Annotated in this window: 23 protein-coding genes, 1 tRNA gene and 1 pseudogene; 13 read left to right on the top strand and 12 right to left on the bottom strand. The window is 69.5% G+C overall.

Going from position 1 to position 23,779, the window contains the following annotated elements; translation table 11 throughout:
- Positions 1–5: 5 nt before the first annotated feature.
- The gene (locus RF650_RS09430) at positions 6–704 is read right to left on the bottom strand and encodes a response regulator (RefSeq protein WP_368814756.1); all 699 of its coding nucleotides are present in this window, start codon (positions 702–704) and stop codon (positions 6–8) included.
- On the bottom strand, positions 701–2,419 hold the full coding sequence (locus RF650_RS09425) for an ATP-binding protein (protein ID WP_368814755.1): 1,719 nt from the start codon (positions 2,417–2,419) through the stop codon (positions 701–703). The genes RF650_RS09430 and RF650_RS09425 overlap by 4 nt, the downstream gene beginning before the upstream one ends.
- 172 nt (positions 2,420–2,591) lie before the next feature.
- Here RF650_RS09425 and RF650_RS09420 point away from each other — a divergent pair, with 172 nt between their 5' ends.
- The 10 genes and pseudogenes from RF650_RS09420 to RF650_RS09375 all read left to right on the top strand — a co-directional run.
- Complete coding sequence (locus RF650_RS09420) at positions 2,592–4,022, top strand: cation:dicarboxylase symporter family transporter (RefSeq protein ID WP_144996936.1); 1,431 nt, start codon at positions 2,592–2,594, stop codon at positions 4,020–4,022.
- Positions 4,023–4,198: 176 nt separating this feature from the next.
- A complete protein-coding gene (locus RF650_RS09415) occupies positions 4,199–5,086 on the top strand; it encodes a ParA family protein (RefSeq protein WP_064847382.1) in 888 nt (295 codons plus the stop codon).
- A gap of 13 nt (positions 5,087–5,099) precedes the next feature.
- Positions 5,100–6,017, top strand: a complete 918-nt coding sequence (locus tag RF650_RS09410) for a ScpA family protein (protein ID WP_368814754.1) — start codon at positions 5,100–5,102, stop codon at positions 6,015–6,017.
- 165 nt (positions 6,018–6,182) lie between these two features.
- The gene (locus tag RF650_RS09405; RefSeq protein ID WP_242670698.1) at positions 6,183–6,779 is read left to right on the top strand and encodes an SMC-Scp complex subunit ScpB; all 597 of its coding nucleotides are present in this window, start codon (positions 6,183–6,185) and stop codon (positions 6,777–6,779) included.
- A gap of 7 nt (positions 6,780–6,786) precedes the next feature.
- Positions 6,787–7,869, top strand: coding sequence for a pseudouridine synthase (locus tag RF650_RS09400; RefSeq protein WP_368814753.1), 1,083 nt, complete (start codon positions 6,787–6,789; stop codon positions 7,867–7,869).
- Positions 7,866–8,975, top strand: coding sequence for a prephenate dehydrogenase (locus tag RF650_RS09395; protein ID WP_368814752.1), 1,110 nt, complete (start codon positions 7,866–7,868; stop codon positions 8,973–8,975). The genes RF650_RS09400 and RF650_RS09395 overlap by 4 nt, the downstream gene beginning before the upstream one ends.
- The gene (gene cmk / locus RF650_RS09390) at positions 8,975–9,715 is read left to right on the top strand and encodes a (d)CMP kinase (RefSeq protein WP_368814751.1); all 741 of its coding nucleotides are present in this window, start codon (positions 8,975–8,977) and stop codon (positions 9,713–9,715) included. The genes RF650_RS09395 and cmk overlap by 1 nt, the downstream gene beginning before the upstream one ends.
- Positions 9,716–9,717: 2 nt before the next feature.
- The gene (gene der, locus RF650_RS09385) at positions 9,718–11,262 is read left to right on the top strand and encodes a ribosome biogenesis GTPase Der (RefSeq protein ID WP_098055213.1); all 1,545 of its coding nucleotides are present in this window, start codon (positions 9,718–9,720) and stop codon (positions 11,260–11,262) included.
- Between the two features lie 135 nt (positions 11,263–11,397).
- A tRNA-Pro gene (locus RF650_RS09380) sits at positions 11,398–11,471 on the top strand.
- A gap of 186 nt (positions 11,472–11,657) precedes the next feature.
- A pseudogene (locus RF650_RS09375) lies at positions 11,658–12,149 on the top strand (transposase); the annotation flags it as partial.
- A gap of 192 nt (positions 12,150–12,341) precedes the next feature.
- Here the strand turns inward: RF650_RS09375 and RF650_RS09370 are convergent.
- The 3 genes from RF650_RS09370 to RF650_RS09360 all read right to left on the bottom strand — a co-directional run bounded on the left by RF650_RS09370 (position 12,342) and on the right by RF650_RS09360 (position 14,449).
- The gene (locus tag RF650_RS09370) at positions 12,342–13,472 is read right to left on the bottom strand and encodes an NAD(P)/FAD-dependent oxidoreductase (protein ID WP_368814750.1); all 1,131 of its coding nucleotides are present in this window, start codon (positions 13,470–13,472) and stop codon (positions 12,342–12,344) included.
- A 141-nt stretch (positions 13,473–13,613) separates the two neighbouring features.
- Positions 13,614–13,916, bottom strand: coding sequence for an antibiotic biosynthesis monooxygenase (locus RF650_RS09365; RefSeq protein WP_206478443.1), 303 nt, complete (start codon positions 13,914–13,916; stop codon positions 13,614–13,616).
- The gene (locus RF650_RS09360) at positions 13,913–14,449 is read right to left on the bottom strand and encodes a type 1 glutamine amidotransferase domain-containing protein (RefSeq protein WP_368814773.1); all 537 of its coding nucleotides are present in this window, start codon (positions 14,447–14,449) and stop codon (positions 13,913–13,915) included. Before RF650_RS09360 ends, RF650_RS09365 begins: the two co-directional genes overlap by 4 nt.
- Between RF650_RS09360 and RF650_RS09355 the strand changes: the two genes are divergently transcribed.
- Positions 14,448–14,576: a hypothetical protein gene (locus RF650_RS09355; RefSeq protein WP_274606010.1), complete on the top strand. Its 129-nt coding sequence runs from the start codon at positions 14,448–14,450 to the stop codon at positions 14,574–14,576. The genes RF650_RS09360 and RF650_RS09355 overlap by 2 nt on opposite strands.
- A gap of 482 nt (positions 14,577–15,058) precedes the next feature.
- Here the strand turns inward: RF650_RS09355 and RF650_RS09350 are convergent, their stop codons facing one another.
- The gene (locus tag RF650_RS09350) at positions 15,059–15,826 is read right to left on the bottom strand and encodes a hypothetical protein (protein ID WP_064845772.1); all 768 of its coding nucleotides are present in this window, start codon (positions 15,824–15,826) and stop codon (positions 15,059–15,061) included.
- 281 nt (positions 15,827–16,107) lie between these two features.
- Here RF650_RS09350 and RF650_RS09345 point away from each other — a divergent pair, with 281 nt between their 5' ends.
- Together RF650_RS09345 and RF650_RS09340 are read left to right on the top strand one after the other, a co-directional pair.
- Positions 16,108–16,581 carry a hypothetical protein gene (locus tag RF650_RS09345; RefSeq protein ID WP_368814749.1) on the top strand — a complete coding sequence of 158 codons (474 nt, stop codon included), beginning with the start codon at positions 16,108–16,110 and terminating at the stop codon, positions 16,579–16,581.
- A 28-nt stretch (positions 16,582–16,609) separates the two neighbouring features.
- Entirely contained in the window at positions 16,610–17,755 is a 1,146-nt protein-coding gene (locus RF650_RS09340; protein WP_368814748.1) for a MalY/PatB family protein, read from the top strand.
- A gap of 93 nt (positions 17,756–17,848) precedes the next feature.
- Here RF650_RS09340 and RF650_RS09335 read toward each other — a convergent pair whose 3' ends face one another.
- From RF650_RS09335 to RF650_RS09310, 6 genes are read right to left on the bottom strand one after another with little or no spacing between them, the layout of a single operon-like run.
- The gene (locus tag RF650_RS09335) at positions 17,849–18,226 is read right to left on the bottom strand and encodes a monovalent cation/H(+) antiporter subunit G (protein ID WP_098055217.1); all 378 of its coding nucleotides are present in this window, start codon (positions 18,224–18,226) and stop codon (positions 17,849–17,851) included.
- Positions 18,223–18,480, bottom strand: coding sequence for a monovalent cation/H+ antiporter complex subunit F (locus RF650_RS09330; RefSeq protein ID WP_035961140.1), 258 nt, complete (start codon positions 18,478–18,480; stop codon positions 18,223–18,225). The genes RF650_RS09335 and RF650_RS09330 overlap by 4 nt, the downstream gene beginning before the upstream one ends.
- A complete protein-coding gene (locus RF650_RS09325) occupies positions 18,477–18,863 on the bottom strand; it encodes a Na+/H+ antiporter subunit E (protein ID WP_064845768.1) in 387 nt (128 codons plus the stop codon). Before RF650_RS09325 ends, RF650_RS09330 begins: the two co-directional genes overlap by 4 nt.
- Positions 18,860–20,461, bottom strand: coding sequence for a monovalent cation/H+ antiporter subunit D family protein (locus tag RF650_RS09320; RefSeq protein WP_368814747.1), 1,602 nt, complete (start codon positions 20,459–20,461; stop codon positions 18,860–18,862). The genes RF650_RS09325 and RF650_RS09320 overlap by 4 nt, the downstream gene beginning before the upstream one ends.
- Positions 20,458–20,787 carry a cation:proton antiporter subunit C gene (locus RF650_RS09315; RefSeq protein ID WP_368814746.1) on the bottom strand — a complete coding sequence of 110 codons (330 nt, stop codon included), beginning with the start codon at positions 20,785–20,787 and terminating at the stop codon, positions 20,458–20,460. Before RF650_RS09315 ends, RF650_RS09320 begins: the two co-directional genes overlap by 4 nt.
- Positions 20,784–23,735, bottom strand: a complete 2,952-nt coding sequence (locus RF650_RS09310) for a DUF4040 family protein (protein WP_368814745.1) — start codon at positions 23,733–23,735, stop codon at positions 20,784–20,786. Before RF650_RS09310 ends, RF650_RS09315 begins: the two co-directional genes overlap by 4 nt.
- Positions 23,736–23,779 lie beyond the last annotated feature (44 nt).

The following is a 23,779-nucleotide window of genomic DNA, read 5'->3' as shown; positions in this document are numbered from 1 at the left end:
TGGGTTCAGCGGCGCCACCCGTATTCCAGTTCGGGGCGCCCGGGGGTGCCGTGTCGCGCCCGCCGCTCCACGGACCCCGCCGCGCACAGGTGCTCGAGGTAGCGCCGTGCCGTGACACGGGACAACCCCAGTTCACGGGCGAGCTCACCCGCGGAGTGGTAGTCGGAGGCCTCCCGCAGGAATCCCGCGACCGCTTCGAGGGTGTCGGGAGCGAGACCCTTGGGCGGCGTGGGAGCGGGGTGAGCAACCAGGGCGGCGAAGATCCGGTCGAGCTCCGCTTGCTCGATCGCGGCGTCGTCCGGCGTGGCCGCCGCGAGCACCCGGTGGTAGGCGGCGTAGGCCTCGAGCTTGCGCCGCAGCTCGTCGAAGGTGAACGGTTTCACGAGGTAGCCCACCACCCCCACCGCGGTGGCGTCCCGCACCGTGGCCACGTCCCGGTGTGCGGTGACGATCAGCAGGTCCACGGCCGCGCGCTGTGCTCGCAGGGCCCGGGCCACCTCGAGCCCGGAGATGTCCGGGAGCGTGAGGTCCAGCAGTACGAGGTCCACCGGGGCCGACGACGCCGCCCGCTCCCGCACCGCGCGCACGGCCGCCGTGCCGTTGCGCGCGACCCCTGCCACCTCGAATCCCGCGCAGCGGGCCACGTACTCGGCGTGCGCGGACGCCGTCAGGGCTTCGTCGTCCACCACGAGCACGCGGATCATCGGTTCTCCTTCCGATCGAGGGCGGGGTGCTGCGCGGGGATGTCCACCGAGAACACGGCGCCCGCCTCGTGGGACACCGTGAGTTCGGTACCCCAGCCCTCCACCGCCCGGCGCACGACGTCCAGGCCCACCCCGCGGGGTGCGTCCGTGGCGGGCTTGGTGGTGACCCCGGGGTCGAAGAGCCGCTCCCGCACGTCCGCTCGGATGCCGGGCCCGTTGTCGGCGACCGTGAGGTGCACGAACCGCCCGTCTCGGGACGGGACGAGTTCCACCTCCACGGTGGGCGGTTCGTCGTCCGGACGTTCGTCCCGTTCGACATCGCTGACCGCATCCACGGCATTGTCGACGAGGTTGCCGAGGACGCTCACGAGCTCGGAGGGGTCCACGGCGAGCGGTGGCACCCGCTCGTGGGTCACGACCACGAGTTCCACGCCGCGTTCGTGGGCCGTGGCGGTCTTACCCGCGAGCAATGCCGCGACGTACGGGTCCTCGATCTCCCGGGCGGTCACACCCAATCGCACTGAGCCCTCGAGGGTCGAGGCCGCGAAGTCCCGGGCCTGCGGGTAGCGCTCGAGTTCGAGCAGCGAGACCACGGTGTGCATCCGGTTGGCGTGCTCGTGGGTCTGGGCGCGCAGCCCGGCGGCCATCGTGCGCACGGTGTCCAGCTCGCCGGACATCCTGCTCAGCTCCGTCTGGTCCTGGACCATCAGCACACGCAGCCCGGAGTCCTCCGAGACCCGGGTGCACGAGGCCACCAGGGTGCGTCCTGCCACGGTGCAGCGTTCGTCCGCGAACGTGCCCGCCCGGGCGAGCAGCTCGGCCACGGCCGGGGGCACGGGCTCGGCGGCGGGGCGGCGTCGTCGTCGGGCGATCCCGCGTGAACCCGAGAGACCGCGACCGCGTCGTGGGCTCCCGGGGCCGGAGCGGGCGTTGTCGTACGGCTCGAAGCGGGCGTCCTCCGGCGATGAGCCGCGCTGCTCGCCGGGGGTGACGCCGAGCAGCTCACCGGCGCGCGTGTTGCTCAGCACCGGGCGGTCGGCGGGGTCCAGCAGCACGAGCCCCTCCCGTGCGCGGGACAGCACCGCGCGGTTGAGCGCGAGACCGCGCACGAGGGATTCGGGGGAGCGCCCGTCCGTGACGCGGTTGAGGTAGCGCGCCACCAGAACGCAGACCACCGAGGCCGCCGCGAGCAGCGCACCCACGATCAGGGCGAGTCCTGGCAGCTCGTGGCGGCTCTCCGCGGCGATCCGGTTCACGAGCACCCCCGAGGACACGAGTCCGATGATGGTCCCGTCCCGGTCCCGCACGGGCGCGATCGTGCGCACGGAGGGACCCAGCCGACCCACCTCGGTCGCGGTGTGCACCTCGCCGCGTAGCGCCTGCGAACGGTCGCCCAGGTACTGCTGACCCACGAGGCCCTCGTCGTGATGGGTGATCCGGGTGCCGTCCGGGGTCATGATCGTGATGAAGTCCACCGCGGTGTCCCGTTCGAGGGTGCTCGTCAGCTCCTGCAGCCTCGGGTGGGGGTCGGAGGAGAGCAGTACGTCCCGCACGAACGGATCGTCCACGAGTGTTCCCGTGGCCACCCGCGTGACCGCCTGGGCCTGCTCCGTGACCCGGGTGTGGGTCTGCCACACCATCACACCGGCCACCACGAGCGAGATGACCACCACGAGCCCCAACTGCAGGGCGAGGAAACGGCGGGCGAGGGACATGGCGGCTCCGAGCGAATGGGGCGGGTCGTACGGGCGGGCAGCGGGAGGTCCGCGGCGGGCACTGTGATCCCGGTCATGAACGATATGACCACAACGCGACGCGGGCGCGGATGGTGCGTGAGGCTGATCACCATTCCACCACCGAACCACCTCCGATCCGTCAGGAGACACCATGTCAGACACGCGCGTCCGGGGCAGCGTCCCCGGGGGAGCCCGCGCCGCGGGCGCCGGTCCGCGGAAGAAGGACCGCACCCACTACCTCTACATCTTCGTGATCGCCGGCGTGGTGCTCGGCGCGCTGATCGGGTTGTTGTTCCCGGACGTCGGTGTGGCGCTGAAGCCGCTCGGCACGGGGTTCATCGCCCTGATTAAGATGATGATCGCGCCAGTGATCTTCTGCACGATCGTGCTCGGGGTGGGGTCCATCGCCCACGCCGCCACGGTGGGCAAGGTGGGTGGGCTCGCGCTGACCTACTTCATCGTGATGTCCACGTTCGCGCTCGCGATCGGTCTGGTGGTCGGCAACATCGTCCAGCCCGGATCCGGACTGGACCTGGCCAACGCGCACTACGACTCCTCGGGGCTGGCCTCCGGGGGAGACCACTCGGCCGAGGGCGGTGCCGTGGGCTTCGTGCTGGGCATCGTCCCCACCACGCTGTTCTCCGCCCTGACCTCCGGGAACATCCTGCAGACCCTGCTGGTCGCGCTGCTCGTGGGCTTCGCACTGCAGGCCATGGGGGAGTCCGGCAAGCCCGTGCTCAAGGCCGTGACCTACATCCAGGCGGTCGTGTTCCGGCTGCTCATGATGGTCATGTGGCTCGCACCCATCGGTGCGCTCGGGGCGATCGCCGCGGTGGTCGGTGCCACCGGCATGAAAGCCATCGTGTCCATGATTGGGCTCATGCTCGCGTTCTACGTCACGTGCATCTTGTTCATCGTGGTGGTCCTGGGGTTGATCCTCAAGCTCGTCTCCGGGGTCAACATCTTCTCGCTCATGAGGTACCTGGCCCGCGAGTACCTGCTGATCTTCTCCACGTCCTCCTCCGAGGCGGCCCTGCCGCGGTTGATCGCCAAGATGGAGCACCTGGGTGTGTCCAAGCCGGTCGTGGGTGTGGTGGTGCCCACGGGTTACTCGTTCAACCTGGACGGCACCGCGATCTACCTGACCATGGGCGCGCTGTTCGTCGCGGACGCCATGGGCAAGCCGCTGGCGCTGGGGGAGCAGATCACGCTGCTGCTGTTCATGATCATCGCGTCCAAGGGTGCGGCCGGTGTCTCCGGCGCGGGCATCGCCACACTGGCCGCCGGCCTGCAGTCCCACCGCCCGGACCTCGTGGACGGCGTGGGGTTGATCGTGGGGATCGACCGCTTCATGTCCGAGGCCCGCGCCCTGACCAACTTCTCCGGTAACGCGGTGGCCACCCTGGTGCTGGGCACGTGGGTCAAGCAGGTGGACAAGGACCGGGTGCGCCGGGTGCTCTCGGGTGCCGAGCCCTTCGACGAGGAATCCCTCACGGTGGACCCGCACGGCTCCCCGACCGCCCCGGAGCAGGCCCTGGAGGGACATCCGGAATCCCGGCCCGTGACCCCGAGGGAGCACTGACTCCCCAGGTCACGCCGCCGAGCCCCCGCACCGGGCCCCGCCGTCACCGCGGTGGGGCCCGGTGCATGTCCACGTTCGTGCGGGGGAGCGCAGCTGGTACCGGCCGGGTGCACCCCCGGGCGGTAGGGTAGGGCGTTGAGACTTGAACGGACGCCCAGGAAGGAAGGCTGTCGCACGTGAGCAACGCCAGTGATGAGACGCCCCAGCAGAACCCGGCGTCGGACGCCGTAGGCCCCACCGGCCGCCCCGTGCGGACCTTCCCGGACCCGCCCGAGCTCACGGAACACGGCCCCGCCCGCATCATCGCGATGGTCAACCAGAAGGGCGGGGTGGGTAAGACCACGTCCACGATCAACCTGGGGGCCGCGCTCGCCGAGCTGGGGCGCAAGGTGCTGCTCGTGGACTTCGACCCGCAGGGCGCGCTGTCCGCGGGCTTCGGGTCCAACCCCCACGAGCTGGACCTGACCATCTACAACGTCATGATGGACCGTTCCGTGGACGTGTGGGACGTGGTGCAGCAGACCCATGTGGAGAACGTGGACCTGTTGCCCGCCAACATCGACCTCTCCGCCGCGGAGGTCCAGCTCGTGACCGAGGTGGCCCGCGAGCAGGTGCTCGCGTCCGCGCTGCGCAAGGTCGAGGACTACTACGACGTCATCCTGATCGACTGCCAGCCGTCCCTGGGGCTGCTCACGGTCAACGCGCTCACGGCCTCCCACGGCGTGATCATCCCGCTGATCTGCGAGTTCTTCGCGCTGCGCGCGGTCGCACTGCTCGTGGATTCGATCTCCAAGGTCCAGGAGCGGATCAACCCCAAGCTGCAGATCGACGGCGTGCTGGCCACCATGTTCGACTCCCGCACCCTGCACTCGCGCGAGGTCATCGCGCGCATCGTGGACGCGTTCGGGGACAAGGTCTTCGACACCGTCATCAAGCGCACCGTGAAGTTCCCGGACGCCACCGTCGCCGCGGAGCCGATCCTCAACTTCGCGAGCAACCACCCCGGTGCCGAGTCCTACCGTCAGCTCGCGCGCGAGCTGATCTCGCGCGGCGGGGCGCCGTGATCCCCACGCACTCGTGAGCACCGTCGAGCTCGAGGCGAATGCGGCGTCGGGTGGGTCCTCCGGCGAGCCGTCGGACGCGCCGTCCGGGGCGGCCGCGGGTTTCACCGTGGCGCTCGAGAACTTCCAGGGTCCGTTCGACGTCCTGTTGTCCCTGATCGCCAAGCACGAGATGGACATCACCCAGGTGTCCCTGTCCGCGGTCACGGACGAGTTCATCCAGTACGTGCGAGAGTTGCAGGAGATCGCCTCGCCCAAGGCGCTCGACGAGGCGAGCGAGTTCCTCGTGGTCGCGGCCACCCTGTTGGATCTCAAGGCGGCGCGCTTGTTGCCGCGCGGCGAGGTCGAGGACGAGTATGACGTCGAACTGCTCGAAGCGCGTGACCTGCTGTTCGCACGCCTGCTGCAGTACAAGGCGTTCAAGGAGGTCGCGGGGCAGCTCAACGCGCGCTTCGCCGCGGAGTCCGTGCGGATCCCGCGCCACGTGGACCTGGACCCCGCGGTCGTCACGGCCCTGCCGCCGCTCATGTGGACGCTCACACCCGATCAGCTCGCGCACCTGGCCGTCGTGGCGCTGGACCCGGAGCGGCACGTCCCGGAAGAGGTCGACGTCGCTCACCTCCACGGCGCGCGGGTACGGGTCGCGGACGAGGCCGAGACGATCGCCGAGGCGCTGCGGGACGGCGAGGAACACACGTTCCGGTCACTGATCGCGGACGCGACGTCCACGCTCGTGATCGTCGTGAGGTTCCTGGCCCTGCTCGAGATGTACCGAGACCGGGTGGTGCGCATGCGCCAGGACGAGGTGCTCGGACCCCTGCTCGTGCGCTGGGACGGCTCCGACGACTGGACCGCCGAGTCCCTGAGCAGCGAGTACACGGGCGCGGAGGCGGATCCGGCGGCGAGCGCCGGGGAGCAAAACCTGGGAGAATGATTCCCGCACAGGATCGGTGTGAACCGTACCGAAGGAGATGATGAGCGCGTGGCGGAACCCAGCCCCGCACGACCCCCCATTGTCGACATCGTCGACACCCACGACTCGGAACAGCCCACAGGGCTCGACGACGCGCAGTTGTATTCGGCCCTGGAGGCCGTGCTCATGGTGGCCGCGGCCCCCGTGCAGCTCGAGGAGTTCGCGCGCGTCACGGGCGAGCCCGTGCACCGGGTACGCAGCGCCTTGGAACACCTCAAGGCCGACTACGACGGCGTGATCGGAAACACCCCGGCGCACTCACCACGGGACGGCGCCGCCGGATATGATGGACGGTCGGCCTCCCGCGACGACGCCGTGCCCGCCGCCCGCGTGCGTGGTTTCGAACTGCGCGAAGTGGCCGGCGGGTGGCGAATCTACTCCCGCAGCAAGCATGCGCAGCTCGTCACGGACTTCGTGGTGGAGGGCAGCAGCTCGCGGTTGTCGCAGGCCGCCCTGGAGACCCTGGCCGTGGTGGCCTACCTGCAACCGGTCTCCCGTTCCCGCGTCTCGGCGATCCGCGGCGTGAACGTGGACGGCGTGGTACGCACCCTGGTGCAGCGCGGGCTGCTTACGGCCCACGAGCGCGAGGAGGCCACGGGCTCCGTCCTGTACTCCACCACCCCGCTCTTCCTGGAAAAACTCGGTCTCGGCTCGCTGGACGAGCTCCCGGACATCGCACCCCTGCTGCCGGGAACCGACCAACTTGACGACATAGAGGACTGATCGACGCATGGCACAATCACGCAACAACCCATCCCGCGGCGGGGGAGCCCGCGGCCCTCAGGGTCGCGGCAAGGGCTCCAAATCCGGGCCCAAGGCCGGCTTCCGCTCGGGTCCCGGTAAGGCCTCCGGATCCCGCTCGGGCGACGCAGCCGGGCGCGGCTACTCCAAGGGCCCGGGTGCCGGGCGCGGCAAGGCGGCGGGCAAGCCCAAGGCCGCGGCGTCCCGCAAGGGACCCCAGAAGCCCCGCGCGTTCTCGGGCGTGGACAAGTACGAGCGCCGCGCGGCGGCGATCAAGGAGCACGGCCCGCACCGGCGTCGTCGTCCCAAGAACCCGCCCGTGGACCGGCTGGAGGTGCACGACGAGAACGGCGTGCGGCTGCAGAAGCTCATGGCCCAGGCGGGTGTGGCGAGCCGGCGCGTGTGCGAGGAGATGATCCAGGACGGGCGCGTGTCCGTGGACTGTGAGATCGTCACCGAGCTGGGCGTGCGCGTGGATCCTGTGCTGCAGGCCGTGCACGTGGACGGGATGCGCATCCAGACCGACGAGAAGCTCGTCTACTACGCGTTCAACAAGCCCGCCGGTGTGGTCTCCACCATGGAGGACCCGGACGGCCGGCGCTGCGTGAGCGACTTCCTGGACCCGCGCAAGCACGAACGCGTGTTCCACGTGGGCCGCTTGGACGTGGAGACCGAGGGTCTGCTGCTGCTCACCAACGACGGCGAACTCACCAACCGCCTGACCCACCCCTCCTACGAGGTCCCCAAGACGTACCTGGTCCAGGTGCACGGGCCCGTGGAGAAGGGCGTGGGCAATCAGATGAAGCAGGGCATCCGGCTCGAGGACGGCGATGCGAAGGTGGACGACTTCCGCCTCGTGGATTCCACCCCCGGGCACGTGCTCATCGAGGTGGTGCTGCACTCCGGGCGCAACCGGATCGTGCGCCGCATGTTCGACGCCGTGAACCACCCCGTGGAGAAGCTCGCGCGCACCCACGTGGGCCCCATTGCGATCGGGGACCAGCGCCAGGGCACCGTGCGCAAGCTCTCGCACACCGAGGTGGGCAACCTCCTCGCGTCCGTGGGGATGTGATCGTGGTTCCCGTGACAGCATCCACGACCGGACCGGTGCTGGTCATCGGTTCCGGTCTGCTCGGGGCGAGCATCGGCCTGGGCCTGCGGCACCTGGGTGTGAGCGTGTACCTGCGGGACTCCTCGCCCACCACGGAGGCCGTGGCCCAGGACATCGGCGCGGGGCGCAGCGTGCGCGCCGCGGGCGGGGACGTGCCCGAGCCCGTGCTCGTGGTGGTCGCGGCCCCTCCGGACGTCGTGGCCGAGCTCGTGGTGCAGGCACTGACCGATCACCCGAGTGCCACGGTGCTGGACATCGCCTCCGTCAAGGCCCCCATCCTGGCCGCCGTCACGGCGTCCGGTGCGGACCTCACCCGGTACGTGGGGACCCACCCCATGACCGGGCGGGAGAAGTCCGGGCCCGTGGCCGCGCGCGGGGAGTTGTTCACATCCATGCCGTGGGTGATCTGCCCCGGTCCTGAGACCGGTGCGGGCGCCATCACGGCGGCGAAGAACCTCGCGGTGGACCTCGGCGCCACGATCACGGTGTTGGACCCCACCGAACACGACGAGACCGTCGCGCTGATCTCCCACGTACCGCAGGTGATGTCCTCCCTGCTGGCCTCCCGGTTGCAGGACACCCCGCTGCACCACCTGTCCCTCGCCGGGCAGGGGTTGCGGGACACCACCCGGATCGCGGGCTCGGACCCCGGTCTGTGGGTGCAGATCCTCTCCGCGAACGCCCGGCCCGTGGTGCGCTCGCTGTACGAGGTGCGCGAGGACATCGAACGGCTCATCGCCACGCTGGAGGACCCGGCGGCGGACGGCGCGCGATTGGACATCGCCCAACTCATGGCCGAGGGCAATGCGGGCCAGGCGCGAATCCCCGGCAAGCACGGCGGGGCACCGCGGGCCTTCGCGACCTTCACCGTGGCCGTGGACGACACCCCCGGGACCATTGCCAAGTTGCTCACGGAGATCGGGGAGATCGGGGTCAATCTGGAGGACCTGCGCCTGGAGCACTCACCCGGGCAACCGGTGGGCCTGGTCGTGGCCTCGGTGGATCCCAACCGCCGGGAAGGCCTCGTGGACGAGCTGCAGGAACGCGGCTGGAAGGTGGTGCAGTGATGAACGCATGGGACACGAACGCGCGACTCGTGGTCGCGATCGACGGGCCCTCGGGCTCCGGGAAGTCCTCGGTGTCCAAGGAGGTGGCCCGCCGCTTCGACCTGGCCTACCTGGACACGGGAGCCATGTACCGCGCGGTGACCTGGTGGTGCCTCGAATCCGGGGTGGATCTCACCGATCCGCAAGCCATCACGGCCGCAACCGAGACCGTCCCCCTGGAGATGGGCACCGATCCCCACGAGGAGCGGATCACGGTGGCCGGGCAGAACGTGCGCACGGCGATCCGCGGTAACCGGGTCACGGACCACGTCTCTGCGGTCTCCACGACCATCCCCGCCCGCGAGGTCCTGGTGCGCATGCAGCAGGACATCATCCGGGACAGCGGGTACCGGATCGTGGCCGAGGGCCGGGACATCACCACGGTCGTGGCCCCGGACGCCCAGGTGCGGATCCTGCTGACCGCCTCGGAGGCCGCGCGGATGGCGCGGCGGGGCAAACAGGTGGGCGCAGCGGCGTCGTCGGACCTGGAGGCCCGTGTGGTGGGCAGGGACGCCAAGGACTCCACCGTGGTGAACTTCACTACGGCGCAGGACGGTGTGCACCTGCTCGACTCCTCCGAACTGACCATGGAACAAACGGTGCAAGGCGTGATCGACCTGATCATCCGCACCACCACACACGACGGGGCGCTCGCCGCGCCTCACGACACGGGCGCCAACGCCCCCGAGGAAGCGAGGTAACCATGAGCGCATCGGACGAGCCCACGGTGGACTCCTACGAACAGTCAGTCCTGGGCGGGGGCAACGAGGACATCTCCCAGCGCCTGGCCGCGATCGACGACGCCGAGGCCGAGGCCCGTGCGCAGGCCCTGCGCGAAGGGCTGGCCGACTACGAGCTGGACGACGAGGACGCCGCGCTGCTCGCGGACTGGGTCGACGGCGACGACGAGCGGGACGCCCGCCGCCCCGACCCCGTGGTGGCCGTGGTCGGCCGGCCCAACGTGGGCAAGTCCACACTGGTCAACCGCGTGATCGGGCGCCGCGAGGCCGTGGTCGAGGACACCCCGGGCGTCACGCGCGACCGCGTGTCCTACAAGGCGGAGTGGAACGGGAAGAACTTCACCCTGGTGGACACCGGCGGGTGGGAGCAGGACGCCAAGGGCATCCACAAGCGCGTGGCCGATCAGGCGGAGCTGGCCGTGGAGAACGCGGACGCCGTGCTGCTCGTGCTGGACGTGACCGTGGGGGTCACCGCGACCGACGAGGCCGTGGTGTCCATGCTGCGGCGCGTGACCAAGCCGATCATCGTGGTGGCCAACAAGGCGGATTCCCCGCAGCTCGAGATCGAGGCCACCGCGCTGTGGTCCCTGGGCATGGGGGAGCCGTTCCCGGTCTCCGCGCTGCATGGCAAGGGCTCTGGCGACGCGCTGGATGCCCTCGTGGCGGCGCTGCCCGAGTACTCGGAGGTGGCCGAGGCCGAGCTCGAGGGTGGACCGCGCCGCGTGGCCCTGATCGGGCGGCCCAACGTGGGCAAGTCCTCCCTGCTGAACAAGCTCGCCGGTTCCGAGCGCGTGGTCGTGGACGAGACCGCCGGCACCACGCGTGACCCCGTGGACGAGATCGTGATGCTCGGCGGGGAACCGTGGCGTTTCATCGACACCGCCGGCATCCGCCGCCGCGTGCACCTGCAGCAGGGGGCGGACTTCTACGCGTCGCTGCGCACCCAGACCGCTCTAGAACGCGCCGAGGTGGCCGTGGTGCTGCTCGCCGTGGACGAGGTGCTCTCCGAACAGGACGTGCGCATCCTGCAAATGGCCGTGGACTCGGGCCGCGCGCTGGTGCTCGCGTTCAACAAGTGGGACACCCTAGACGACGAGCGCCGGTTCTACCTGGAACGCGAGATCGAACGGGATCTGGCCCACGTGTCCTGGGCTCCCCGGGTGAACCTCTCGGCCAAGACCGGGTGGCACAAGGACAAGCTGGTCCCGGCGCTGCACACCTCCCTGGACTCCTGGGACCGCCGCATCCCCACCGGGCGGCTCAACGCGTTCCTGGGCGAGATCGTGGCGGCCCACCCGCACCCCGTGCGCGGCGGCAAGCAGCCCCGGATCCTCTTCGGGACGCAGGTGGCCTCCCGGCCGCCCAAGTTCGTGCTGTTCACCACCGGGTTCCTGGACCCCGGTTACCGCCGGTTCATCCAGCGTCGGATCCGTGAGACCTTCGGTTTCGAGGGCACCCCGCTGGAGGTCACCATGCGGGTGCGGGAGAAGCGGCAGCGCAAGCGCTGAGTGGTTGCCCCTACTGGCTCGGTTTCCATTCGGCGCGGGCGGCTCGCGAGTCGCTCGCGCCGATGTGAAATTCGGGCAGGGTTGGGGTAATGTAACTCGGGTGTTCGGGGCCGGAAACGGTGTCGAACACGGTCGCGGGATGTGGCGCAGCTTGGTAGCGCACTTGACTGGGGGTCAAGGGGTCGCAGGTTCAAATCCTGTCATCCCGACAGAAAAGCCCAGGTGAGAGCAGGTTTCTCACCTGGGCTTCATCATGTCCGGCGGTCGTTTTTCGTGGTCCCCTTCTGGTCCCCCCGGCGCTCTCGCCGGCGGTCACCTGTGGCCGAACGGAGCGCCTTGAACCCCCTTCCTGCACCGAACAGGGCACGGTCCGCGGCCGCAGCGTCGAGTACAGCGTGGGATTCACGATCACCGGGAAGCTCCGCGATGCCATCGATCTGGTCCCGAAGAAGGTCTGGACCCCAGCACTCGATGCCGACGGCGGCGTTCGTGAGGGCGGCGACGTCGCCGAGCTGACCGGCCTCATCGACCCGAAGGTTCTCGCCAAGTGGCCAGCCGGGATGCGGGTCATCGTGCGCCGCGAACGCCCCCACCCCGGCGCGCAACTGTCTCTGTTCGAGGAACGCGACGGCTGGCGCTACGAAGCCTTCGTCACCAACACCACGGCCGGCCAGCTCGCCTTTCTCGAGGCCCGGCATCGGGCCCATGCACGGGTCGAGGACCGCATCCGCCACGCCAAGGACAGCGGCCTGGGACGGTTTCCGTCGCGGGAGTTCAACATCAACCGGACCTGGCTGATGATCACCCAGATCGCGGCCGACCTAACCGCGTGGACCCGCCTGCTCGGCTGCATCGGCTCCGCCGCCACGTTGGCAACCTGCGAGCCGAAGGCGCTGCGCTACCGATTCCTCCACGTGCCCACCCGACTCGCTCACAGCGCACGCCGACATCACCACCCGGAGAACCGCAGCAAGGCAGCGCCAGCCGACCCGTCGTCGTACCCGCAGTCACTCCGCACACGGGCGCACTCGATGACACGGCTCCGACACGATCCCGACCGCCGTCATGAAAGACCGGGGCTAGCCCTGGGCCTCGCCGAGGCGCGCTTCGGGCGTGAGCTCGGCGCGGAGACCGCCGCCGGTCGCAGCCCGCGCAAGAGCGCGACCCAGCGCAGGTGCCTGCTTGAACAAATTGTGACCGGCCACGAAGAAGACAGGGCCTGCCTCCCACACGGCCACGCCGTCCTCACTCCACGGGAGGTCGGTCACCCAGCAGTGGAGGAAGTCGCGCGGCTCTGGGTGGAGACCGGGCAGCGCCCGTGTCACGTATTCGCGTGCGCGTTCGTCCAGCGATCGAATCGCCGCCGGGTCGATGAAAGTTCCGTCGTCGCGGACGCCGACGGTGTCGCTGAGTCCGACCGAATAGCTGCTGTTGCCCGGTAGCGGCGTCGCGTAGACGCCGACTTCGCCGAAGACGCCGCTGCTGTCCTGCAGGCACGCGACTCGTGTCGGGGCGGCGGCTTTCACGTCGAAGGTCAGCCGTACGTGTGCGGCGAGACGAACCGGCAGCGACAGGCCCACGCTGCGTGCCAGGCGGGCGGTTTCGCGGCCGGCGCACACGACCACCTTGGAGTAGACAGCCCGGTCGGTGACGCTGCGCACCTCGACCGTCCCGTCGGCGCGGGGATCGATGGAGATGACCTCACCGGTGGTGACCGCATCTGCGAGGGCACCCGTGAGTGCCGTGATCGCGGCGCGGGTGCGGATCGCGCCGCCCGACTCGTCGAGCACCGCTGGCCCCGAGTACCCAGCGAGCAGCGGCATCCGCTGGGCGACCTCGGCCGCGTCGATCTCGTGCGCTTCCACGCCGCCGACCTGGTCGAGCACCCGCAGCCGCGCCAGGGCGCTGTCTCCGATCGCCAGGACACCGTCTGATGAGACCAGCTCGACGTCGAAGCGTTCGGCCCACTCATCCCATACGCCGCGGCTTTCGCGCGCGAAAGCGACGAGTCGCGGGTCGTCGTGGGCATGCCGGAAGATCCGCGACTCGCCTGCGGACTGACCCGTCCCGGGCAGACCAGCCTCGTACAAGCGCACCGGCACGCCCTGCTCCTGCAGCGCGTACGCCGTCGACAGACCGACGATCCCGCCCCCGATCACTGCTACCTCGGGTGAACGCGTCGTGGTAACGCCGTTGTCAGTTCCTGTCATCGCGGTTCCTCGATCTGTTGGTGATGAGCGATAGGCCACAAGAGAAGGGGCCGCTGCCACGACGTCAGCGGGCTGTGTAAGCCCGAAGTCACCGCGCGCAACGACCCCTCCTCTCTGGGCCAGTACTGCCGGTCTGTGGTGTCAGGCGGGAAGTTTGGAGCCCAGGACGTCCAACTTCTCGATCGTGGGCTCGCTGAACAGTTTGCCGGTCTGCTCGCCGAGAGCGGTCGCAACTGCGCCGGACAGGTGCGCGTCGCGGCCGACGTCATCGGGGAACACGTCGAAGATCCCGAAGGAGGACGGGCCGAGACGGATCGCGAACCACGCGACGGTGGCCGGTTCCTCCTCGACGAGCCCTCGCCCGATGCCGAGGAATTCCTGGACCTCGTCTTCCTTGCCGGGCAGGGCCTCCAGCCTGACAAGCAGTCCCTTCGTGACGCTCATGACATCACCTCTTCCTGGGCCGAATTGCTCGCAAATTTCACCACGATTGTATCGCAGAACACAGGCAGGTCATCGGGCGAGCGGCTGGTGATCAGGTTCCCGTCCACCACGACGTCCTGGTCGACGACGTCAGCACCGGCGTTGCGCAGGACCGTGCGGATGCTCGGGAAGGACGTCAAGGTGCGGCCTTCGACCACACCGGCCTCGATCAGCGTCCACGGCCCGTGACAGATTGCCGCAACGGGCTTGCCGCTTTCGACGAACTCGCGGACGAAGGAGACCGCGTCGGGGTCAACCCGGAAATGGTCGGGATTCACCGTGCCGCCCGGGAGAAGCAGGGCGTCATAGTGGGTGACAGAGGCGTCCGCGACCAACCCGTCAACGGTGAACGTGCCTGCTGCATCCAGATCGTTCTCACGCGCCCGAATCTCACCGTCATGGATCGACAGCACCTCGGTCTGTGCGCCGGCCCGCTCCAGTGCCTCGCGGGGCTGTTCGAGCTCGACTCGCTCGACCCCGTCGGCGGCGAGGATGGCGACTCTCCTGCCCTATAGCGTCTCGGACATATCAACTCGCCTGAAGATCCCGGAGACGTGGCCCTGGGCAGCCGCGATCGTCGCGGTCTTCGCGAACATCGCCGCCATCCCGCAACCGGCCTGAGCTGGCCCGTCCGCCCCCGACATCACCACCCGGAGAACCGCAGCAAGGCAGCGCCAGCCACAAGATCGTCGTGCTGCTCGTGGGCAACAGGTTCCACGCCGCCGTAGCGCCTCTCACGGTTCTGGCCGCGAAGTGAGCTTGCCCACGAGGGGGACCAGAAGGGGACCAGAATCATGCACTCCATGCATCTCGTGACGTGTTCTGCATGATCTGACGCCAGGAATCACGCAGAATCCGGTCTGGCCGGAGCAGTCTGGACGTCTGGGGGTCAAGGGGTCGCAGGTTCAAATCCTGTCATCCCGACCGAGTGAACCGGCTCCGGCCAGGCAGAAATCCTTGGCCGGAGCCGGTTTTTGGTGCACGGTCCCGCTCATGGCTACCACCCGAATTTCTAGTGGCGTTAGAGCACATTTCGGTGCGGCGAAGCTGTTTTAACTTCACTAGAAATCATGACCCGCCACTCGGCCGTTCCTCGTCACTCATCAGGTGTCCCGCGTGAGCCGCACCCATCCGTCGGACAGCGCAGCGCGCAGGCCCGCCTTGCGCGAGACCGCGGGCAGTGCGTGCGAAAGGCATGCCACGGCGTCGTACCCGGAGTGGTCCACGCCCGGCAGGACGTGCAGGTTCGTGTCGAAGCCCGCGGCCTGGAACGCGGCGACGCCCTCCTCGGCGGCGCCCAGCGCGCTCCACTCGGGCGGGTTCGTGGCACCGTCCACGTCCTGATCGCCCACCCACCAGTGCATGGCCGTGTTGCCGATGCACGGCCGGGCCTTCTTCTTGGTGGCCACCGGCGCGTTCGCTCCGCCGCCGCCGATGATCACCGCGCCGCCGTGCGTCATCCCGGGAATACCCCGGTCCAGCAGTTCGTAGGTGATGAACTCGGCGCCGCCGCTGTACCCCAGGAGCCAGATGTTGCTCGCGTCCACCTGCGGGTTCCGCTCGACGATGTGCTCGTGCAGCGCCCGGAAGTACTTGCCGTTCGCCTTGCAGTCCTCCCACCACGTGTAGCCGTCGCCGGAGCCGTCCTCGTCCGGCGTGTTCACGGCCACGAACATGAGGTCCCGGGCCCGTGCTGCCACCGCGAGCCGGGCCAGATCGCCCTCGTCCGGCCAGTTGATGGACGTGTCGTCCAGGTCCCAGTAGTCGCCGTCGAAGTAGTACATGATACCCGCGGTGCCCGAGTCCCACACGTGGTACCACGAGCTCAGTCCGTTCGGCGCGGTGAAGTCCACGAAAGTTTCCGGTGCCACTGTCCCCCCCTGAGATGATCCGCCCCGATTCCCCCGGCACGGCGCGTACCCGTCCAGTATGCCGCGCCCGCACCCCGGACGACGACGCCGCACCCCTTCGCCTTTATTGAGCTAAGGCGTGATTCGGTGCACCGAAGCTGCTTTTGCTCCATTAGAACGCGGGTGTGGCAGGCGGGGTGGCGCGAGTCATCGGGCAAATGCGCACGTCATGTACCCACCCGGGTGTGACCGTCCGGCGCTCAGCATGCTTAGGTGGAGGGACACGACGAAAGGGGTATCCCATGAGCAACGTGATCACCACGTACCTGCAGGACCACCACGCCGGATCGGCCGCGGGGGTGGATGTGTTCCGCCGTGTGGCCGAAGGCCACGGGGACCCGGAGGTGCGGGAACAGGTCGAGCGACTGGTCCCGGAGATCGCCCGCGATCAGAAGTCCCTGGAGGACATCATGTCCATGGTCGGGGCCAAGCCTGCCCTGCACAAGGATCTCCCTGCGAAGGCGGGGGAGAAGCTCGCACGCCTCAAGCCGAACGAGCGGATCAAGGAACGTTCGCCGCTGTCGGACATCGAGGAACTCGAGGGTCTCGTGGCCGCCGTGCACGCCAAGGGCCTCGGCTGGCGGCTGCTCCTGGAGGTCCCGGACGAGCGGTTGGACAAGGAGCTGTTGCAGAACCTCTACGAGCGCGCGCAGGAGCAGGAGAAGACCCTCGAGTCGCTGCGTCTGGGCCAGGCCAAGAAACTCACGGAGTCCTGAGGACCAGACAGTAACGGGAGGAGGGACCATGACGACCGCCGATGACATGCCCGCCCTGCGACGTCGTACGAGCGCCAAGTGGCGCACGTACCCGCGGGACGTGTTGCCCATGTTCGTCGCGGAAATGGACTTCCCCACGCCGCCGGCCATCAAGGCGGCGCTACAGAATGCGATCGAGAACAGCGACACCGGGTACGCCACCCCGACCGACCGCGGCGCCGCGGAGGCGTTCGCGGACTTCGCCGCGCAGCGGTGGGGGTGGCGCCCGGACCCGGCGCGGATCTCCTACACCACGGACGTGAGCGTGGTGATCGTGGAGTCGCTGCGCCGTCTCATGGCGCCCGGCGACGGCGTGATCATCACCCCGCCCGTCTACCCGCCGTTCTTCGACCTCGTGCTCGAGGCCGGCGGGCGGGTCGTGGAGGTCCCGCTGCTCGACGACGCCGCGAGCTACCGTCTTGATCTGCCCGGCATCGACGCCGCCCTGCGCGCGGGTGCCCGCGGCGAGCTGCTGTGCAATCCCCACAACCCCGTGGGGATCGTACATTCCCGCGAGGAGCTCGAACGGCTCTCCGAGATCGTGGCCGAGCACGACGGATTCGTGGTCAGCGACGAGATCCATGCCCCGCTCACGCATCACGGGACCAAGTTCACGCCATACCTTTCGGTGTCCGATGCCGCGCGCGCGCACGGCGTGGCCGCGGAATCGGGGAGCAAGGCGTTCAACCTGGCCGGTTTGAAGACTGCCATGTTCGTGGTGGATTCCGAACCCATGATGCGGTGGCTCGAGCAGTTGCCGGACGAGGTGTCCTACCGCACCGGCAGCTTCGGCCTGCTCGCCACGCGGGAGGGTTTCCGCAACAGCCTCGACTGGCTGGACGAGACGATCACCGCGATCCAGGACAATACCGAGCTGCTCGAGCGCGAAGTGAGCGAGAAGCTCCCGGGCGTCGTCGTGCGCCGAGGTCACGCGACCTATCTCGCGTGGCTCGACATGCGCGCCCTGGGATGGGGCGATGATCCCGCCGCCTACGCACTCGAGCACGCCGGGGTGGCACTGTCCAATGGACCCATGTTCGGTGGCGCGGGCAAGGGCTTCGCCCGGATGAACCTCGCGTGCGCGCCCGAGACCGTCGTGGAGGCGGTAGACCGGCTCAGCGGGGCCGCACACTGACCCCGGGTGGCCGTTCCGGGCGCTGAAGCGCCAGCCGTACGCCACGAGGGACCGCGGTCCACACCCGGTGCCGGGGGGCGGGACGTGCGGTCCTCAGTCCACGGCAGGCTTCCGTGCGGGTTCCGGGTCCCGCTCCGTGCCGGGCGAATCCGCGGCCAGCTCGTCGAACGCGTACCGCTCCAGGGGAGTCCCCGTGAGATATGCAGATCGCGCGATCGCCATGGTCCCCACCGCGGACGTGATCAGGTGGATCGTGATGATGAGCACGACCTTGACCACGTTGGACACGGACGGCTGCAGCAACAGCGCCCCCGTCACCACGAACACGATGCCGAGCCCGCCCGCGGTCCCCACGGCCGAGACCCGCATGTACGCGTCCCGGAAACGAGCCACCCCCAGGGCGGCGGTCGCGAACACGAGGGCCCCGGCCACGATCAGGACGTTGCCCAGCACGGTCAGGATTTCGTTCATCGCTTCCCCCTGGTCAGAGCCCGTGCCAGGGACAGCGCGCTGAGGAATCCCACGAGCGCGGCCACGAGCACGATGTCGAAGGTGTACTCGTTGGCCACGCGCACACCGAACAACGCGATCAGACCGACGAACCCGAACAGCAACAGGTCACCCGCGACCGCGCGGTCCGCCTCCGTGGGCCCGCGCAGGATCCGGAAGGCCGCCGCGAGGCAGGCCACGGCGAGGATCACGATCCCCACGGTCACACCGATCATGACGTCCCTCCCGTGCGGCGCACCGCGCGCAGCAGTCGTGTCTCAAGTTCCCGGACCTCGACCCGCACGCTGTCGGCGTTACCCGAGTACAGCGAGTGGACGTACAGCGTGCGGATCTCGTCCTCGTCACGACGGCGCTGCGCCGCCACGGGTGCGTCGTGCATCCCCAGCGTGAGCGTGCCGGGGGTGAGCGTGATGAGGGCGGCCAGCAGGGTCACCTCCAGGTCCGAGCGGCAGCGCGTCCGCACGCGGGCCACACCGGGAGTCGAGTTCTGTCCCGGGGTGAGGTTGTCCCGCAGCACCGCGGTGCTCGAGGAGATGATCTGCCCGGCGTACCACACCAGGAACCCCACGACCCGGACAGGCCAGGTGAGCCAACTCATGAGTCCATCACCGCTTTCACGTAGGTCGAGGTGTCCAGCAGGCCCTCCGCGGCGGTCGTGGATACGCCCATGAGCACTTCCGCGCCGAGGCCCAGCGCGAGCGTCAGGCACGCGGTGACGACGGCGGGCCCCGCCAGGGCCGCGGAGATGCGTCGCCCGCTCACGGTGGCCACGGCGCCGTCGTCAAGGGCGGCCGGGGCAGGTTCCGGCACGGTCCCCGCACCGGAACCGCCAGTGCGGGCGGCGGGACCACCACCGGCCCCGGAACCGCCCCCGTTCTCGAGCGACGACTCGCGCGCGGAGCCCCAGAACACGCCGTTCCAGATCTTGAGCATCGACAGCAGCGTGACGAGACTGACCGCGAGCATCACGATCACCGCGATCACGTGACCGGTGTCGACCGCCGCGAGGATGAGCGAGAACTTGGCCACGAACCCGGAGAACGGCGGCAGCCCGGCCAGGGACAGCGCGGCCACGAAGAACGCGACCGCGATGACCGGTTCGCGCGTCGCCATCCCGGACAGCGCGCCGATCCTCCCGGTCATGTAGCGCACCTCGATCGCGCCGGTGGACAGGAACAGGGACGCCTTCACGATCATGTGGTGAAGCAGGTAGAAGATGCCCGCCGCGAGCCCGGCCAGGGTGAACAGTGCGACCCCCAGCAGGATGTACCCGATCTGGCTGATCATGTGGAACGCCAGGATCGAGCGTGTGGTCTTCTCGCCCACGGCGCCCAGCACGCCTGCGACCATCGTGAGGCAGCACAGTGCCACGCCGATCCACAGCCAATGGGCGTCGCCGTCGAAGACCACGGCGTAGATCCGGTAGATCGCGTAGCTGGCCACCTTGGTGTGCAGTCCGGAGAACAGTGCGGTGATCGCGGGGGAGGTGGCCGGATAGGCGACCGCGAGCCACCCGTGGATGGGGACCACCGCGGCCTTGATCGCCAGGGCGAACAAGCACACGGCGGTCGAGATCGCCACGGTGCCGTCGGTCGCGGCGCGGCCGGCCAGTTCGGCCATGTTCACGGTGCCCGCGGTGCCATAGATGAAGCCCACGCCCATGAGGAAGATCGTGGAGGTGAGCAGGTTCAGGGTCACGTACAACCGTGCACCCATGACCTGCCGCTCGGTGCCCCGGTGCCGCGCCGCGAGGACGAACAGCCCGTAGGACGGCAGCAGCATGACCTCGACGAACACGAACAGGTTGAACAGGTCCACGGTCAGCAGCGCGCCGTTCACGCCCGCCGTGAGCACGAGCACGAGCGGGGCGAAGTACACGGTGGCCGCCCGGCCGGAGGCGTAAGCGAACCACGAGCACACCAGAGTCAGCACCCCGGTGACCGTGAGCATGAGCGCGGCGAACATGTCCGCAACGAACGGGATGGAGATCCCCACGGGCCACTGCGCCACACCGTGGGCCACGGCCCCGCCGCTGCCGGCGAAATCGGTCGCGAGCCACACGCCTCCGGCGATCACGAGCAACAGGGTCCCGAGGAGACCCACGGCGTGCAGCACGCGGCGGTCGCCCACGATCAACAACATCGCGGACACGAGCAGGGGAAGTGCGACGAACAGGGGGAGGAGGGCGCCGCTCATGAGCGCACCTCCTCGAGCTTCGCCTCGGTGTCGTCGTCATCGTCCCGGCCGGTCACGGCCAGCACGAGCATCACGATCGTGATCGAGAACGCAATCACGATCGCCGTGAGCACGAACGCCTGGGGCAGGGGATCCGCCACGGTGGACAGGTCCTCGGGGGCACCGAAGGGCTCGTAGCGCCGCGCGCTGCCGCCCGCGGCCATGAGCACCACGTTGCCCGCGTGGCCCAGGAGCACGAAGCCCAGGATCACGCGCAGCATCTCGCGCTGCATGAGCAGGTACACGGCACCGAACACGAGGAGTCCGGCGATCACGGCTGCGCTCATCGGGGGGTCACCTCTCCGGTCTCGTGGGTCGTGTGTGACGAACGGGTCGTCGCGGGACTCGCGGCGGTACCGCTCCGGGCGGCACGACGGCGCTCGCCGGCCCCGGCGCGCGCGCCCGGGGACGCGCCGGAACCGGGCTGGTCGTCCGGTCCCGCGGCACCGGGTTCGGGTTCGCGGGACAGCACCTTGGTGATGTCCGACGGCGGCCGCCCCAGCAGGTTGAACGCGGCCAGGATCACGCCGATCACCGCGAGGTACACGCCCCCGTCGAACACGAGCGCGGTGGTGATCTCGAATCCGAGGATGCGCGGGTGCAGGGGCCGCAGGAAGGACCCGTCCAGGTACCCCAGTAGGCCCGTGACGGTTCCCACGGCCACGCCGGCCCCGATCAACCACAGGTACGGCAGGCGCACGCGGGCGCGTTCGTCGGACGGCGCGGCCAGGTAGCTCAGGGTGAAGCCGGCTCCGCCCACGAGCGCGGAGATGAAGCCGCCGCCGGGTTCGTGGTGTCCGCGCAGCAGCAGTATCACGGACATCGCCACGATCACGGGCCCGAGCAGGCGCGCGGCGGTGCGCACGAACACGGTGTTGGTCTCCGGGTCGCTCACGGGCGATTGCTCGTCGATCGGGGCGGGGTCGTCCGCGGCGGGGCGGCGCCCGTGCAGCAGGGCGGCGATCGTGAGCCCGGCGACACCCAGCACCGTCAGTTCGCCCAGGGTATCCAGGGCGCGGAAGTCCACGAGGATCGTGTTGACCAGGTTGGACCCGCCGGTCTCGTTGTAGCCGTGGGTCAGGTAGTACTCGGACGCGGGTGAGGCCTCGCGCCGTCCGGTCAGCATCCACACGCCCGCGGTGGTCGCCAGCCCCGCGGCGCCCGCCACGAGCAGCGCGACCACGCGGCGTCGTGCGCCGGGAGAGGAGAAGCGCGCGGGCAGGCGGCGCAGCAATAGGACCATGACGCACACCGTGAGAATCTCCACGAGCAGCTGGGTCATGGCCACGTCCGTGGCGCCCAGGTCGAAGAACCACACGGTGATCGAGAAGCCCACCACCCCGGTCACCACGATCGCGGAGATCAGGCTGCGCGCGTTCATCATGGCCGCCACACCGCACGCGATCAGCAGCGCGAGCAGCCAGTCGAAGGGCTCGCTCGCCGCGATCCGCACCGGCGGCAACTCGGTCGTGCTCCACACGGCGAGCAGCGCGACGATGCTCAGGCACACCGCGGGGATCGACAGGTGCCGCGCGGGGGCGGGGCTGTTCGTCCACGAGCCCACGACGCCGCCGAGCCGGATGGTCCCCTCGCGCGCCCGGTCCGCGCCGTCCAGGGCGGAGAACGGGAAGGCGCGCGGGGCCAGGACGGCGTGCACGCGGCGTCGGGTGAGGACGAGTGCGGCACCCGAGGCGAGCACGGCGAGGGAGACGAACAGTTCGGGGACCGGGCCGTGCCACACCGCGAGGTGCTTCTCCACGGTGGACCCGGCGGCCGCGCTCGCACCCGCGGAGGCGAGTCCGTCCAGCAGGAACGGCACGAGACCCAGGACGAGCCCCGCGAGGGCACCCGAGGCGGGCGCGGCCCAGAAGGACACCGGGGCCTCGCGCACCACGGTGCCGTTGCGGCCACCGAGCGCGCCCAGCACGAGGCGCGCAGCGTAGGCGACCGTGAAGACCGAGGCGAGGGCGGCCGTGGCGGTGAGCAGCCACGGGGCCCACGCGGGACCGGGAGCCTCGAGGAAGGCCGCGAGCATGGACTCTTTGCTCACGAAACCGAGCAACAGCGGGATCCCCGCCATGGAGGCGGCGGCCAGCACCATGAGGGTGGCGGTCACGGGCATCCGCGGGTTCATCCGGGCCAGCTCGCGCAGATCCCGGGTGTGGGCGCTGTGATCGATCACGCCCACGCCCATGAACAGGGCGGACTTGAACAGCGCGTGCGCGATCGTGTGCACCACCGCGGCGGACAGTGCGGCCGTGGTGCCCACCCCGATCATCGCGGTTAACAGACCCAGCTGGCTCATGGTTGAGTAGGCCAGCAGTTCCTTGAGGTCGTAGCGGCGCAGCGCGGCCACGGCACCGAACATCGCGGTGACGAGTCCTGCCGTGACGAGCAGGACGGTCCACGCGGGAACTCCGGAGAAGACGGGGGAGAAGCGCAAGAGAAGGTAGATGCCGGCTTTGACCATGGCCGCGGCGTGCAGGTACGCGGAGACCGGGGTGATCGCGACCATAGAGTCCGGCAACCACGCCTGGAACGGGAACTGCGCGGACTTGGTGAACGCGGCGACCGCCACGAGGACGGCCACGAGCGTGGTCAGCCCGGACTGCGCACCCCACACGTCGTGCGTCAGGACGGCGCTGATCCGGGTCGTGCCGGTGGCCACGATCATGACGGTGACGGCCGCGAGCAGCACGAGTCCGCCGGCCACGGTCACGAGAAGCGTGCGGATCGCGGGTTCCCGTGCGCCGTCCCCCGAGCGTGCGATGAGCAGGAACGAACACAGGGTGGTGGCCTCCCACGCGACGTAGAACACCACCAGGTCGTCGGCGAGCACGAGGGCCAGCATGGCCGCGGCGAAGCCCGTCATGAGCGCATAGAACCCCGCGTGCTTCCCGCGATCGGCCCGGTCCGTGCGCTCGAGGTAGCGCGTGGCGTAACACAGCACCGCGGCCCCGATCACCAGGACCAGGAGGGAGAAGACCAGCGAGAGCCCGTCCAGGCGCACGTCGAGCCCCACGTCCAGGGACGGGATCCACGGCAGCGACTCGACCACCGCGGGGGTGGGCTCGGCGGGGGAGTGCGCGGCGTCGTCGTACCCCAGCGCGATCAGCGCCGCGGCGCCGAGCAGGGGCACCGCGAGCAGCCATCCGACGTTGCGGCCGATCGCGCGGGTCAATAGAGGGGCGAGCGCGCACGTGAGGAGTGCGCCCGCGAGGCAGGCAAGTAGCAAGGGTCCACCTAGGTCCGGGGTGACATGAGGTCAGAGCGGGCCGG

This window comes from Kocuria sp. CPCC 205297 (assembly GCF_040981035.1).
GTDB lineage: Bacteria > Actinomycetota > Actinomycetes > Actinomycetales > Micrococcaceae > Kocuria > Kocuria marina.
Note: the sequence above shows the minus strand (reverse complement) of the source record. Positions and strands in the feature narration are given on the sequence as shown.